The 13,044-nt window shown below is 67.6% G+C and carries 13 protein-coding genes; 9 read left to right on the top strand and 4 right to left on the bottom strand.

The annotated features are described in order from the left end of the window. Positions 1-37: 37 nt before the first annotated feature. From arfB to MYL53_RS08670, 3 genes are all read left to right on the top strand, one after another. Positions 38-451 carry an alternative ribosome rescue aminoacyl-tRNA hydrolase ArfB gene (gene arfB, locus MYL53_RS08680; RefSeq protein WP_247853280.1) on the top strand — a complete coding sequence of 138 codons (414 nt, stop codon included), beginning with the start codon at positions 38-40 and terminating at the stop codon, positions 449-451. A 296-nt stretch (positions 452-747) separates the two neighbouring features. Then, the gene (locus MYL53_RS08675; protein WP_247853278.1) at positions 748-1,875 is read left to right on the top strand and encodes an ABC transporter substrate-binding protein; all 1,128 of its coding nucleotides are present in this window, start codon (positions 748-750) and stop codon (positions 1,873-1,875) included. Continuing rightward, on the top strand, positions 1,872-3,221 hold the full coding sequence (locus tag MYL53_RS08670; RefSeq protein WP_247853276.1) for a GGDEF domain-containing protein: 1,350 nt from the start codon (positions 1,872-1,874) through the stop codon (positions 3,219-3,221). The genes MYL53_RS08675 and MYL53_RS08670 overlap by 4 nt, the downstream gene beginning before the upstream one ends. 12 nt (positions 3,222-3,233) lie before the next feature. On the opposite strand, the gene MYL53_RS08665 is transcribed toward MYL53_RS08670, so the two are convergent. Continuing rightward, positions 3,234-3,683, bottom strand: a complete 450-nt coding sequence (locus MYL53_RS08665; RefSeq protein WP_247853275.1) for a hypothetical protein — start codon at positions 3,681-3,683, stop codon at positions 3,234-3,236. 404 nt (positions 3,684-4,087) lie between these two features. Between MYL53_RS08665 and MYL53_RS08660 the strand changes: the two genes are divergently transcribed. The 5 genes from MYL53_RS08660 (at position 4,088) to MYL53_RS08640 (ending at position 8,091) form a co-directional block, all read left to right on the top strand. After that, on the top strand, positions 4,088-4,654 hold the full coding sequence (locus MYL53_RS08660; RefSeq protein WP_247853273.1) for a diguanylate cyclase: 567 nt from the start codon (positions 4,088-4,090) through the stop codon (positions 4,652-4,654). Beyond that, complete coding sequence (locus tag MYL53_RS08655; RefSeq protein ID WP_247853272.1) at positions 4,651-5,766, top strand: beta-ketoacyl-ACP synthase III; 1,116 nt, start codon at positions 4,651-4,653, stop codon at positions 5,764-5,766. Before MYL53_RS08660 ends, MYL53_RS08655 begins: the two co-directional genes overlap by 4 nt. Further along, positions 5,763-6,452, top strand: a complete 690-nt coding sequence (locus MYL53_RS08650) for a hypothetical protein (RefSeq protein ID WP_247853271.1) — start codon at positions 5,763-5,765, stop codon at positions 6,450-6,452. The genes MYL53_RS08655 and MYL53_RS08650 overlap by 4 nt, the downstream gene beginning before the upstream one ends. Next, positions 6,439-7,275 carry a DUF6999 family protein gene (locus tag MYL53_RS08645; RefSeq protein ID WP_247853270.1) on the top strand — a complete coding sequence of 279 codons (837 nt, stop codon included), beginning with the start codon at positions 6,439-6,441 and terminating at the stop codon, positions 7,273-7,275. The genes MYL53_RS08650 and MYL53_RS08645 overlap by 14 nt, the downstream gene beginning before the upstream one ends. A gap of 123 nt (positions 7,276-7,398) precedes the next feature. Next, the gene (locus MYL53_RS08640; protein ID WP_247853268.1) at positions 7,399-8,091 is read left to right on the top strand and encodes a hypothetical protein; all 693 of its coding nucleotides are present in this window, start codon (positions 7,399-7,401) and stop codon (positions 8,089-8,091) included. A gap of 44 nt (positions 8,092-8,135) precedes the next feature. Here MYL53_RS08640 and MYL53_RS08635 read toward each other — a convergent pair whose 3' ends face one another. From MYL53_RS08635 to MYL53_RS08625, 3 genes are all read right to left on the bottom strand, one after another. Further along, positions 8,136-9,371 carry a DUF3422 domain-containing protein gene (locus MYL53_RS08635; protein ID WP_247853266.1) on the bottom strand — a complete coding sequence of 412 codons (1,236 nt, stop codon included), beginning with the start codon at positions 9,369-9,371 and terminating at the stop codon, positions 8,136-8,138. A gap of 99 nt (positions 9,372-9,470) precedes the next feature. Then, complete coding sequence (locus MYL53_RS08630; RefSeq protein ID WP_247853265.1) at positions 9,471-10,439, bottom strand: magnesium transporter CorA family protein; 969 nt, start codon at positions 10,437-10,439, stop codon at positions 9,471-9,473. Between the two features lie 107 nt (positions 10,440-10,546). After that, a complete protein-coding gene (locus tag MYL53_RS08625; RefSeq protein WP_247853263.1) occupies positions 10,547-11,260 on the bottom strand; it encodes a DUF3581 domain-containing protein in 714 nt (237 codons plus the stop codon). A gap of 250 nt (positions 11,261-11,510) precedes the next feature. On the opposite strand from MYL53_RS08625, the gene nhaD reads away from it, so the two are divergent. Then, entirely contained in the window at positions 11,511-12,980 is a 1,470-nt protein-coding gene (gene nhaD, locus MYL53_RS08620; protein WP_247853262.1) for a sodium:proton antiporter NhaD, read from the top strand. The last annotated feature ends 64 nt before the right edge of the window (positions 12,981-13,044 follow it).

Genomic DNA, 13,044 nt, shown 5'->3' with positions numbered 1-13,044 from the left:
CCCGTCTCCCATCCATTTTCCCCGCCGCGAGGACCCCATGCTGCGTATCTCCAACACCGTGGAAGTGCCCGACCACGAGATCGAGATTCACCAGATCCGCGCCCAGGGCGCGGGCGGGCAGAACGTCAACAAGGTCGCCTCGGCAGTGCACCTGCGCTTCGACATTCCCGCCTCCAGCCTGCCAGAGTTCTACAAGGAACGCCTGCTGGCGCTGTCCGACCAGCGCATCAGCAAGGACGGGGTGGTGGTCATCAAGGCCCAGGAACATCGCACCCTGGAGCTGAACAAGGAAGACGCGCTGAATCGGCTGCGCGAGCTGATCCGCCAGGCCACCAAACAGCGCAAGGCGCGCAAGCCGACCAAGCCCACCAAGGGCTCGCAGCGCCGCCGGGTCGACAGGAAGGTCAAGAAGGGCCAGACCAAGGCGCTGCGCGGCAAGGTCCGCCCCTGAGACCGGGCCCACCGGCGCTTCAAACCGGTTTCCTCCCGCACCCGCGCCTCGAATCACGCGACACGCGCGCGAGCCTCGCCGTGGTAGGCCTTGCAGGTCTCGTCACGCGGGGCACGGTGGGGACACCCGGTGACTGCCATTTGCCAACAGTCCGGGGCTGTGCGGATCGTGAATTCACTTTGTTGAATATCATGCATAACCGATAGGACAATGTCCCCGGCCGACGCACGGCATCCCGGTCGGATACCGCCGGAGCGCGCGCCATTTCCTGTCCCATCGAGAGCGAGGCGAGCCACGTGAGAGTCTTCCTGCTTGTGCTTGCCTGCCTCGCCAGCCTCGGCCTGCCGATGCCGTCCGTCGCGGACGCCTCGGCCCCGCTCCAGATCCGGTTCGTGAATCCCGGTTTCGCCTCCGGGGGCTTCTGGCGCTCCGTCAGCGACACCATGAGCGCCGCCGCCGAGCAGCTAGGCATCTCGCTGGAGATCAGCTATGGCGAGCGGGAATGGCCACGCATGCGCCAGAACGCCGAGGCGGCCATCGCCTCTCCCTCACCCCCCGACTACCTGATCCTGGTCAACGAGCACGGGCAGGCCGCCGATCTGGTGCGCGACGCCAATGACCGTGGCATTCCGACCCTGCTGCTGCTCAACGACCTGACCGAGCGACAGGTCGCCCGCGTCGGGCGGGCGGGACGCGAACTGCCGTACTGGCTGGGCAGTCTCACCCCGGACAACGAGCGCGCCGGCCACGAGATGGCCACGGCACTGTTCGACGCCGCCCACCGCCTCCACCCGCGGCGTCAGCGGATCGCACTGATGACCCTGGCCGGCGACTTCGCCACCCCGGCCTCGCAGGCGCGACTGGCCGGCCTGGATCGAGCGCTCGCGGCCGCCCCGGACGTCGACGAGCTGCGCCGTCTGATGGTCGACTGGTCCTATGATGAGGCCTACCGACGCATCGACACCTGGCTGAGCACCGGCCGACGCTTCGATGCGATCTGGGCGGCCAACGACCCTATCGCGCTGGGCGCCATGGCGGCGGCCAGGCGGCATGGACTGGCGGCGGGTCAGGACTATGCGGTGGTCGGCATGAACTGGTCTTCCCCCGCCCTGGCGAGCGTCCGGAACGGTGAGATGACCTTGACCCACGGCGGCCACTTCCTGGCCGGCGCCTGGGCGATGGTACTCCTCTACGATCTCTATCACGGCATCGATGTCACCGCCGAGACGCCTCATCTGCGCTTTCCCATGGCCGCCCTGAGGGCCCCGATCCCACCCGCCTTGCGAGACGTCCTGACCGAGAAGGCCTGGTCACGCATCGACTTCCGACGCTTCAGTCGATACCTCCACCCCGGGCGGGATCGCTACGACTTCTCGCTCACCGCCCTGCAGTCCGCTCTACGCCCCCTGGAGGCACCGGAATGACGGCCCGTTCTCTCTGCGGCCTGCGGGCGGCCTTCGCCAGCCGCCTGGCCCGTCGCCAGGTGCGGCTGGTGCTGGTCGTGGCCCTGGCGCTGGGCTGGCTGCTGTCCGGCGTGCAGATCGCGATCGACTACCGCAACGATCGGCAGTCCCAGCAAGAGAGCCTGGATCAGCTGGTCACCAGCACCCTGAGCACCGCCGCCTCCGCCGCCTGGCAGCTGGACGGCCACCTGGCGCGGGTGATGTGCGAGGGCCTGATCGCCCATCCGGCCATTCATGGCTGCCGCCTGCGGTTGCCCGGCGATATCGTGCTGGGCGATTCACGCAAGCCACAGGTCGCCGCCTGGCTGCCGTTCAGCGCCGGGCTGTTCGGCGGCGAACGACGGCTCGAGCTGCCCCTGCGCCACCAGGGGCAGCAGCCCGTGGGCGCATTGGTACTGGAGATCAGCCCGGCGAACGCCATCAATGACTTCGCGACCCGAATGCTGGTGACGCTGCTCGCCGGTACCCTGCGCGCCCTGGCGCTGGCGCTGGTGCTGTTCGCCGCCTTCCACGCGCTGACCATTCGGCCGATCACCCGCCTGTCGCGGTTCCTGGTCGAGGCCGGCGAGCGCGACTTCGCCACCGACCGCCCCCCCCGGCCCCACCACCGCCACGACGACGAGATCCGCACCCTCGAGGCGACCACCCTGAAGCTGATGCACCGGCTGGGCTCCCGCGTCGAGGAGCTGCACGCGGCCAAACTGGCCCTGGAGGAGACCAACCGGCACCAGGAAGCACGGATTCGCGAGCGCACGCTCGAACTGGAACGGACCGTGCAGGCCATGAAGCGCCAGGCCTACAGCGATCCGCTCACCGGCCTGGACAATCGCCGCGCCTTCTTCGAGGCCGCGCCTCGCTACCTCGAGCACTGGCAGCGCTACGGCGAGGGCTTCGCGGTGATCCTGGCCGATCTGGACGACTTCAAGGCCATCAACGACCGCCTGGGACACGACCAGGGCGACCGGGCCCTGTGCGCCGTCGCCGCACTGCTGCTGCGCACGCGGCGTCAGGGCGACGTCATCGCCCGCTTCGGCGGCGAGGAATTCATCGGACTGTTCAAGGTGTCGACTCGCGACGCCGCCCTGGAGGCCGCCGATCGTCTGCGTCGCGAGGTGGCCGCGCTGGCGGTCGAGGGCTTGACCAGGCCGCTGACGGTGAGCATCGGGGTGGCGCTGGTGAGGCCGGATGATACCGCCATCGACGGCCTGGTCACCCGGGCCGACCGTGCGCTGTATCGTGCCAAGCACGACGGCCGCGACCGGGTCAGAGACGACGATCGGCCACAGATCCCCTCCCCGGGAGAGTGAGCCGAGGCGCGCTCAGCGGAAGGTGTCGCAGACGGAGGTCTGCGCCGAGGGATCGTGGTGCTCGGTATGGGTCACCGGGCCGCTGCCGGGCTCGAGGGCCACGTGCCACTGGTGGTCGTGCTGCATGGAATCGCAGTTGCCCGGCGTGCCGCCGCCGAAGTTGGCGTCGATCCAGTAGTTCACGGCGTACTGGCCTCCCTCCATCAGGGCCCCGGGAAAGGTGAAGGAGAAGCTCGGATCGTCATCGGCGGAGACCTTGCCGGTCTTGATCGCGATGGTCTCGTTGCGGGCCGTGTCGATCAGCGCCGCCTGGATGGCCTGACCGCCGTGAGGCCCCTGGAAACTGGCATCGCCCTGGAAAGTCAGGTCCTGACCGTCCGCGGCGAGCGCCGAGCCGACCACCAGCGGCAGCGCCAGCAGCAGACAGCGGCCCAGCCGGGCGGTGAGTAGCGTCGTGTTCATGGTGCGATATCTCCCAACGAAGCGAGGAAAGGAACGAGACCCGAGGTCTCGTCACCAGCATAGCGTCCTCCCCGGGCGCTCGCCGGGCCTATCCCGAAGGGCCAGGCTGCATGAACTCGGCGACCGGATAGCGACAGCCCTGCAGCGAGGCCAGCTGTGACAGCTCGAGCGGTCGAAACGCGAGAGCCTTTTGATTCGTCATGGCTTATATTTCCCTGCATTGCCCCTGGCCCCTGTCGTCTCGGCGGCGGGGCATGGTCGGCCGACACCCGAGATTAAAACGACCGTTTGCATTTCGCCGGAGACCGGCTAGGCTTGTTTTCGAACAGTGTTTCACAACCTCCATGGAAAGGAGATCTCACAGTGTCACTCACCGTCTTCCGCCATCGCCGCGAGGTCACGTCATGACCACCGATGCGCTGCTGGTCCAGGTCCTGCTCTACGTCTTCCTGCCGCTCTGGGGCATCGCCGGCTTCGTCGACTGGTGCTGCCATCGCGCCACCCGCATCGAGGCCACCTCGGGGATCAAGGAGTCGCTGGTCCATTCGCTGATGGGCCTCCAGGTCGGCATTCCGATCCTTCTGTGCCTGCTCTTTGAAGTCAACGTGCTGGTGCTGCTGATCTGCCTGGCGGCCTGGGTGCTGCACGAGCTGGTCGCCCACTGGGACGTGCACTACGCCGCCCCGCGCCGGCACATCAGCATCTGGGAGATGCATGCCCACAACTATCTGGCCAGCCTGCCGCTCTACATGCTGGCGCTGATCGCGGTGATCAACGGCCCGACGGTGGTCGACCTGCTGACCCTGGACTGGGCCGGCCAGCTGGCGCTGGTGCCACTGACCACGCCCCACGGCGGCGACGGTTACCTGCCCGGCTATCTGGCCTTCATGGCGGTGCTGGCGATCTTCCCCTACGCGGAGGAGAACCTGCGCTGCCTGGTGTTCGCCCTGAAACGCCGGAGGTCGGCATGAGCGTCTACATCACCAGCACCGGCCACCACCTGCCCGGCGAGCCGGTCGACAACGACCGCATCGAGGAAGTGCTGGGCCTTGTCCACGGCAAGCCCAGCCGGCTCAAGCGGCGCATCCTGCAATCCAACGGCATCCGCACGCGCCATTACGCCATCGACGCCGAGCATCGCACCACCGTCAGCAACGGCGAGATGGCCGCCCTGGCCGGCCGCGACTGCCTGGATCGGGGCTACCTGCCCGATGCCCGCCTCGACATGCTCAGCGTGGCCACCAGCCAGGGCGACCTGGTGCTGCCGGGCTTCGGCAGCATGGTGCAGGCCGAGCTGGGCCTGCCGAGCCTGGAGCTGCATACCAGCCACGGCATCTGCTCGAGCAGCATGATGGCGCTGAAAGCGGCCTACACGGCGATCCGCGCCGGCGAGCACGGCAATGCCCTGGTGGTCGCCAGCGAGCTGGCCTCGCGGCTGTTCAAGGCCAGCCGCTTCGAGGCCGCCGGCGCCACGCCGGACTTCGACGCCGAGTTCCTGCGCTGGATGCTCTCCGACGGCGCCGGCGCCCTGCTGCTGGAGAATCGCCCGCGCGGGCTGAGCCTGCGCATCGACTGGATCCGCGGCGTATCCCACGCCGACGCCTTCCCGGTGTGCATGAGCGTGGGCCGGCCGAACGGCCAGGGGCGCCACCCGAGCTGGCAGGACTACCCCACCTACGCCGAGGCCGAGGCCGACGGCGCGCTGCTGATCCGCCAGGACGTGCGGCTGCTCGATCATCTGGTGAAGCTCGGCGTCGACGGCCTGCTGGGGCTGATCGACGAGGGCCGGGTGAGGGTCGACGAGGTCGACCACCTGCTGTGCCACTACTCGTCGCATCACTTCCGCGGCCAGATCCACGACATGCTGACCCAGGCCGGCGCCGCCATTCCCGAGGAGAAGTGGTACACCAACCTCTACACCCGCGGTAACACCGGCTGCGCCTCGCTGTTCATCATGCTCGACGAGTTCCGCCGCACCCGCGAGCTCGCCGAGGGCGAGACCCTGCTGTGCTTCGTGCCCGAGAGCGGGCGCTTCAACAACGTCTACATGCACCTCACCGTGGTCAAGGAGGCCACCTCATGAGCGACAAGGTCACCACCTCCGAGGGCCAGGCCTGCCTGCAGGGCCTGATGCGCGTCTGGTTCGACTTCGAGCGCCAGCTGAGCCGGGTGCCGATCCTTCAACGCCTGGAGCGCGACCGCTTCACCGACGAGGACTACCGCCGGCTGCTGTGCCACCTGCGCCAGCAGGTGATCGAGGGCGCACGCTGGATCACCCGCGGTGCCTCGAGCTTCGAACGCGACTTCGCCGACGTGCGCTCGATGGTCATCGAGCACGCCCGGGAGGAACACCGCGACTACGAGATGCTGGAGGCCGATTACGTGGCAGCCGGGGGCGAGCGCCAGACGATCGTTCACGCCGAGCGCAACGCCGGCAGCGAGGCGCTGCACGCCTTCATGATGCATCGCGCCGGCCAGCCCAATCCGGTCGACCTGATCGGCGCCATGTGGATCATCGAAGGGCTCGGCCACAAGATGGCCGACGACTGGGCCCGGCGCATCGATGCTGCCCTCGGCGGCGACGGCGACGCCACGCGCTTCATGCGCTATCACGGCGCCAACGACGACGCCCACCTGGACAAGCTCTACGCGCTGCTCGACCGGGTGTGCCGCGGCGAGGCCGAGCGCCGCGCCATCCTGCGCACCGCCCGGGTGGTGGCGCGGCTCTATGCCCTGCAGCTCGAGGAGATCGACCATGAGCCGGCGTAGCCCCTTCCTGCGTGCCCTGGAGGCCGACGACACCCTGCCCATCGAGCACGAGGCGCTGCGGCTCTGGCTCGACGACATGGAGCGCCCCACGCGCTGGTCGCTGCGCCCGCTGCTGCAGCTGGTGCTGGGCGCGCTGCTGCACCTGACCTGGTTCCTCAAGCGGCTGCCGCTGCCCCAGTTCCGCGCCCATGGTCTGCTGCAGCGGCTGATCTGCTGGTTCTGCCGCCACGTGGTCAGCCCCGAGGCCAACCTGCTGATCCTGCGCCACTACGCCACCGAGTCGAACGTCATCAACTTCCTGATCGACAACGGCGCCGCTGGCCGGGTCGAGCCGCTGGCGCTGTATCCGCGACGCATCGAGGACATGCTCACGGCGAGCTTCGTCGACCACGACCAGGAGCTGTTCCGGGCCTTCGCCGAGCTCGGCGAAGGCGGCCAGGACACCGCCTCGCGGCCGCCCGAGGCGCTGCGCTGGGACCACTGGCGGCCGCTGGACATGGCCGACTTCACGGTCGAGCGCCGGTGCACCCAGGTGCTCGACTTCGAGAGCGCCCACGTGCTGTTCATGTGCCTGTTCTGCCTGCTGCTGACCCGCGAGGAGTACCGCGACGCCATCAACGGCTTCAACCTCGACCAGTCGATCGCGCTGCGCATCGGACGGATGATCGGCGACCCGAGCCTGGCCGAGCTGGCCTACAACAAGTACCCGCACTACCTGGTCGGGCCCTGGAACCTCAGCCAGCGCTTCCTGATGCATGGCTTCTTCACCGAACACCTCTACGCCCGGCTGGAGCGGCTGCGCCGGGACCACGCCCCGGCGTGACTTTCCCCGGGCGCTTGTTCATATTACTTCGGTGCGCAACGCACATGAAAATCGCGAACGGATATTGCGAGCGGCGCAATATTCTCGCTTTCTCAAGGACTTAAATCGCAAGGGAACAAGACCATGCTGTCGTCGACTCATCGCAAGACCGCGCTCGCGGCCCTGCCCATGCTGCTCCTCAGCGGCTGTGCCCAGGCCCTGGACTGGCAGGCCAGCCCCACCTACGGCACCGTCAACCTCAACTCAGGCTTCCAGCCCGATCCGCACGTCACCTCGCTCACCGCCGGCGGCAACCAGGCCGCCAGCGAGGCCGGCCCCAACTGCAGCGGCTATATCAGCGGCGAGCCGGACCTGGACCTCAACTACGAGGCCGGCCAGTACACCCTGAGCATCTACGCCGAATCCCAGGAAGACGTCACCCTGGTGGTCTACGATGCCGCGGGCAACTGGCACTGCAACGATGACTTCTCCACCGCCGCCGGCACCAACCCCGGCATCACCTGGAGCGATCCGCCCTCCGGCAACTACAACATCTGGGTCGGCACCTACGAGTCCGGCGGCCTGCCGGATGCCAGCGTCTACATCTCCGAGGCCGAGCCCGCCTGGAGCAACGGCGCCGGCACCGCCTCAGGCGGCGGCTCCAGCCACGGCATCGAGTGGGGCGACAACACCAGCCGCTGGGCCAACGACGGCGAATGCGACGACCCGCGCTTCGCCGGGCCGGGCGTGCACTCGCTCAATGTCGACGAGGACCGCTACCACGACGCCAACGACTGCCGCTCGCTCTACGATCAGGGCCAGGTCTACCTGAAGTGACAGCGCCCGGGCGCCGGCCGCCGCCGGCGCCCGACCTCCCCTCCTCAATGGTTCTTGACCCGCCATATCCGCCACCCCAGCAACACCAGCACCAGCAGCGCCAGGGGCCCGAAAACGGCGACCGCCCGCCACGGAGCGACCGGCATGCCCAGCGCCTCCAGGCTGTCCAGGGCCAGCTTGATCAGGCTGAAGACGTAGTAGCTGATGACGATGATCGACAGCCCCTCGACCGCCTTCTGGATCTTCAGCTGGCTGCTGGAGCGCGCATCGAGGCTCTTGAGGATCTCGACGTTCTGTTCCTCGATCTCCACCTGGGCGCGGGTTCGCAGCAGGTCGTTGAGGCGCGCCACATTCTCGGCCAGCCGCTCCTGACGGCGGTCCACCGCCGCGCAGTAGCGCACCGTGGGCTGGAAGCGGCGCATCAGGAACAGCCCCAGCCGCTGGCAGTCCGCCACCCGCGTCTCGCGCAGTCGTTCGACCCGATCGAAGACGATGCGCGCATAGGCCTCGGTGGCTGCGAAGCGATGGCGGCTCTGCGCGCCGCAGCGCTCTAGCCGCGCCGACAGCGAGGCGATCGCCCCCAGCAGCTGACGCGGTCCTCCGGGGAGATCCTCGGCGTTGCGGTCGGAGAGCTCACCGAGCTCGGCCTCGAAGCCCGCCAGTTCGGCACCCAGCGACTTGGCCAGGGGCAGCGCCAGCGACGCCATCATGCGATAGGTCTCGATCTCCAGCAGGCGGCGGCCGATGCGGCCGAGGCGGAAGTCGTTGAGGCCGCGGTTGACCACCAGCAGGCGGTTGACGCCGGCCTCGTCGAGGCGGAAGTCGCTCCACACGGTGGCGTCGCCCCCGGCGACCCGCGAGCCGGCCGGGTCGACGAAGCCGTAGTGGGCGGTATCGCCGGCCCAGTCGGCCTCGTTCTCGACCCGGATCAGGGTGGCGCTGATCAGCGCCTGCTGATGCGCCTCGGCGATCTCGGCCAGCCGCGGCGGCGGCGCCGGCCACAGCGGCGTATCGTCGACGATCGGCACCATCAGGGTGAGGGTGAAGAACTCGGTATGGCGCTCCCACTTCAGCACCCGATCGCCGTCGAGGGTGAGGATGCCCTGCACGGCATCGGGCGCCGGTCGGGTACCGGTCAGCTCGTACAGTCGCCGGACGATGCCGTCGCAGACGCCGTCGGTGTCGAGAAAGGCGTAGTGATGAAGGTGTGCCGGCTCGGAAAAGTAGATCGAGGGCCGGGCATGCAGCTCGTTATGGAGTTGTTCGCGCTGTGGATGCATGGTCGAGACCGCGTCAGAAGAGGGAACCCTCGAGACTACGGGCCGCGGCGGCCGCGGGGAAGCCGCTCACGCTGCGGCACTATGCCCCACCGGCCTCGCTCATAGCCATTTGACGCGCCGGAACCACCACAGCAGGCCGGCGCCGATCGCCAGCATCACGCCCATGACGATGAAGTAGCCGTAGCGGTAGGTCAGCTCGGGCATATGGCTGAAATTCATGCCGTAGATGCCGGCGATGAAAGTCAGCGGCACGAAGATCGCGGTGATCACCGTCAGCACGCGCATGGTCTCGTTGAGCCGGTGCGAGGACAGCGACAGGTGACCGTCGATCAGGTCGCCGCAGATGTCGTAGTACATCTGGGTCAGGCTGTAGAGCCGCTCGAAGCGCTCGTGCACGTCGTTGATGGCGTGCAGGGTCTCCTCGTCGTCGCGCGGCAGATGGGCGTAGTCGTAGGCGGTCAGCTCCTGGGTGATGCCCAGGTGGTAGTTGAACACCCGGCGCATCTTCACCAACCGCGAGCGATAGCCGATCATGCGGCGCATCAGCGCATCGTTGCCATCCTCGACCAGGGCGTCCTCGAGGTCGCTCAGCTCGGTCTCGAAGGCCAACAGGCTGTCCAGGTAGTAGCCGGCGGAGGCGTACATGATGCGTAGCGCCACGAACTCGGGGGAGCGCGCCAGCAGGGCACCGGCGTCCTGGCTCATCAGCCGGTCGATGCTCATCGCCAGGCCCGGATGCAGGCTGATCAGAAAGCGCTCGCCGAGCAAAAAGGCGATCCGCTGGGGCTCGTAGCTGAGCTCGGCGTCGAAGGAGGAGATGCCGCGATAGAGGATCAGGGTGTGGTCCTCGAACTCCTCGATCTTGGGCGGATGGCGCTCGCGATGGACGTCGTCGATGGCCAGCGGGTGAAAGCCGAAGCCTTCCAGCATGACCCGCTCGTCCGCCATGGGCTCGCCCTGCAGGTCGATCCACAGATGGCTGTCGTCGCGTTCGCGCCAGCGCGCGATCAGCTCCTCGCCGCCGCGGATCTCGCCCGCGCCCGGTTCCACCAGCAGTGTGCGTATCATCGAGTCATCCTTTGACGGGATACTGCCGGCATCTTGCGCCATCGCCGCCCGGCTTGCCTAGTCCGCGACAGGCCCGGCGGAAGCAAGCGCCGGGCACGCCGGTGGCATCAGGCCTCGGCGTCGTGCGCCGCCTTGAGGCGATAGAACTCCTCGACGATGGCATCCATGGTGCCGGCGTCATAGTCGCACAGGCCGCTGACCACCAGCTTCTTGGAGCCGGTGCCGACCTCCTCGCCGCCGGCCAGAATGCGGAATTCGAGCAGCGCGTCACCGCGCTTGCCGACCACCTCCAGCGAGGCGTCGACCAGCTCCAGGCCGGGATCGATGCCGTTCAGGCGCTCCAGCGAGAAGCCCATGCTGTCGTAGATCACCAGCGGGCGCTTGGGATTGAACATCACGCCGCGGTCTTCCATCAGCGGCTTGAGGTAGTGCGGGAAGTTCTTGCCGGAGAAGGCCACGTAGCAGCGCGTGAAGGCCTCGACCACGGCCTCGTCGCGGGTGATGTCGCCGCTGCGCTCCACCTCGAGGTAGCACTTGCCGCTGTCGTCGCGCACCCGGATCCGGCCGTCGTCGTCCTCGTCGAAGGTCAGCGGCACCTCGGCGCCGACCATGCTCAGGAAGCGGAAGGTCATGCGCTGAGACAGGCCGAACCGCGCCAGCACCAGGGCGAAGAGCAGGTCGCCGGGCACGCAGAAGCGCCGCGCGTCCGGGTTGTGAATCGGGTTGAAGTCACCGGCGACGCGCTTGGCGAAACGGCTCGCCTGCTCTGCCGTGATGCAGAACCGCGAGTCCGTGCGCGAATGGTAATCATCGAGAAACATGCGTCGAGAGCCTGCCCTGAAGTCGTTGGCGATGCGATTCCGGGCCATGCCCGGAGAGGGCCAGATAATGCCACAAAATTTCCCTCTTCGGGCGCCCATCCCGACCTGGTTGTTGGCCGGAGCGTTGATTTTCACCGCTATCCCCTACCAAAGGGGCAGACCCGACGACGCGCCATCTCAGTACGCTGGTAGTTGACGCATCGCTTATCCAAACGCGCCTCCCACGCCCAGCCACAGGATGATCGTCGCCATGCAGATACTCCGCCGCACCGCAGCTCGCTCCCCGGCCGCCCGCTGGCTGCCCCTCGCCCCGCTGGCCCTCAGCGCCACGCCCGCCGCTGCCGCCACCGGCGAGCTCGACCTCACGCACTCCTTCGTCGGCGGCTTCGCGGTGCTGATCTTCGCCCTGGCCTATTCGCTGGTCATGGCCGAGGAAAAGATCCACATGCGCAAGTCAAAGCCGGTGCTGGTGGCGGCCGGCATCATCTGGGGCCTGATCGGCTGGGTCTACGTGCAGTCGGGCATGTCGGATGCCTCGGAGCATGCCTTCCGCAGCACCCTGCTGGAGTTCACCGAGCTGATGCTGTTCCTGCTGGTGGCGATGACCTACATCAACGCCATGGACGAGCGAAAGGTCTTCGACGCCCTGCGCGGCTGGATGGTGCACAAGGGCTTCAGCTTCCGCTCGCTGTTCTGGATCACCGGCCTGCTGGCCTTCGTGATCTCGCCGGTGGCCGACAACATGACCACGGCGCTGCTGATGTGCGCGGTGGTGACCAAGGTGGCCGAGGGCGACAAGCGCTTCATCAACCTGGCCTGCATCAATATCGTGGTGGCCGCCAATGCCGGCGGCGCCTTCAGCCCCTTCGGCGACATCACCACCCTGCTGGTGTGGCAGGCCGGCATCGTCAAGTTCCACGAGTTCTTCGAACTGCTGGTGCCCTCGCTGGTGAACTTCCTGATTCCCGCCGTGGTGATGAACGCCTTCATCAAGAACCGCAAGCCGGCGGCCCTGGAGGAGGACTTCGAACTCAAGCGCGGTGCCCGCCGCATCATCGTGCTGTTCCTGCTGACCGTGGCCACCGCGGTGGCCTGTCACACCGTGCTGCACCTGCCGCCGGTGCTGGGCATGATGACCGGGCTCGGCTATCTGCAGTTCTTCGGCTACTACCTGCGCCAGACGCTGCCGCGTTCGCTGGAGCGCAAGCGCACCCTCTATACCCAGCGCGGCGACTGGAAGATGCTCGAGCAGCTGGGCAGCGTGGTGCCCTTCGACGTCTTCAGCCGGGTGGCCCGGGCCGAGTGGGATACCCTGCTGTTCTTCTATGGCGTGGTGATGTGCGTGGGCGGGCTGGGCTTCATGGGCTATCTCTCGCTGCTCTCCGATGCCCTCTATACCGAGTGGCACGCCACGGGCGCCAATATCGCCCTGGGGGTCATCTCGGCGGTGATCGACAACATCCCGGTGATGTTCGCGGTGCTGACCATGGAACCGGACATGTCCCACGGCCACTGGCTTCTGATCACGTTGACCGCCGGCGTCGGCGGCAGCCTGCTGTCGGTAGGCTCGGCGGCCGGCGTCGCACTGATGGGCCAGGCCCGCGGCAGCTACACCTTCCTCGGGCATCTGCGCTGGTCGCCGGTGATCGCCCTGGGCTATGCCGCCAGCGTAGCCACGCACCTGTGGCTCAACGCCGGCAGCTTCGCTCTCTACAACTGACCGCCAGGCCCGGCCGCATGCCGCCGGGCGCTATTCAGGAGGTGCTTGCCACTGAAGTGCATTA

The sequence above is a fragment of the Halomonas getboli genome (assembly GCF_023094245.1).
In the GTDB taxonomy this organism is placed as follows: Bacteria; Pseudomonadota; Gammaproteobacteria; order Pseudomonadales; family Halomonadaceae; genus Halomonas; species Halomonas getboli.
This window is presented reverse-complemented; position numbering and strand designations above follow the sequence as displayed.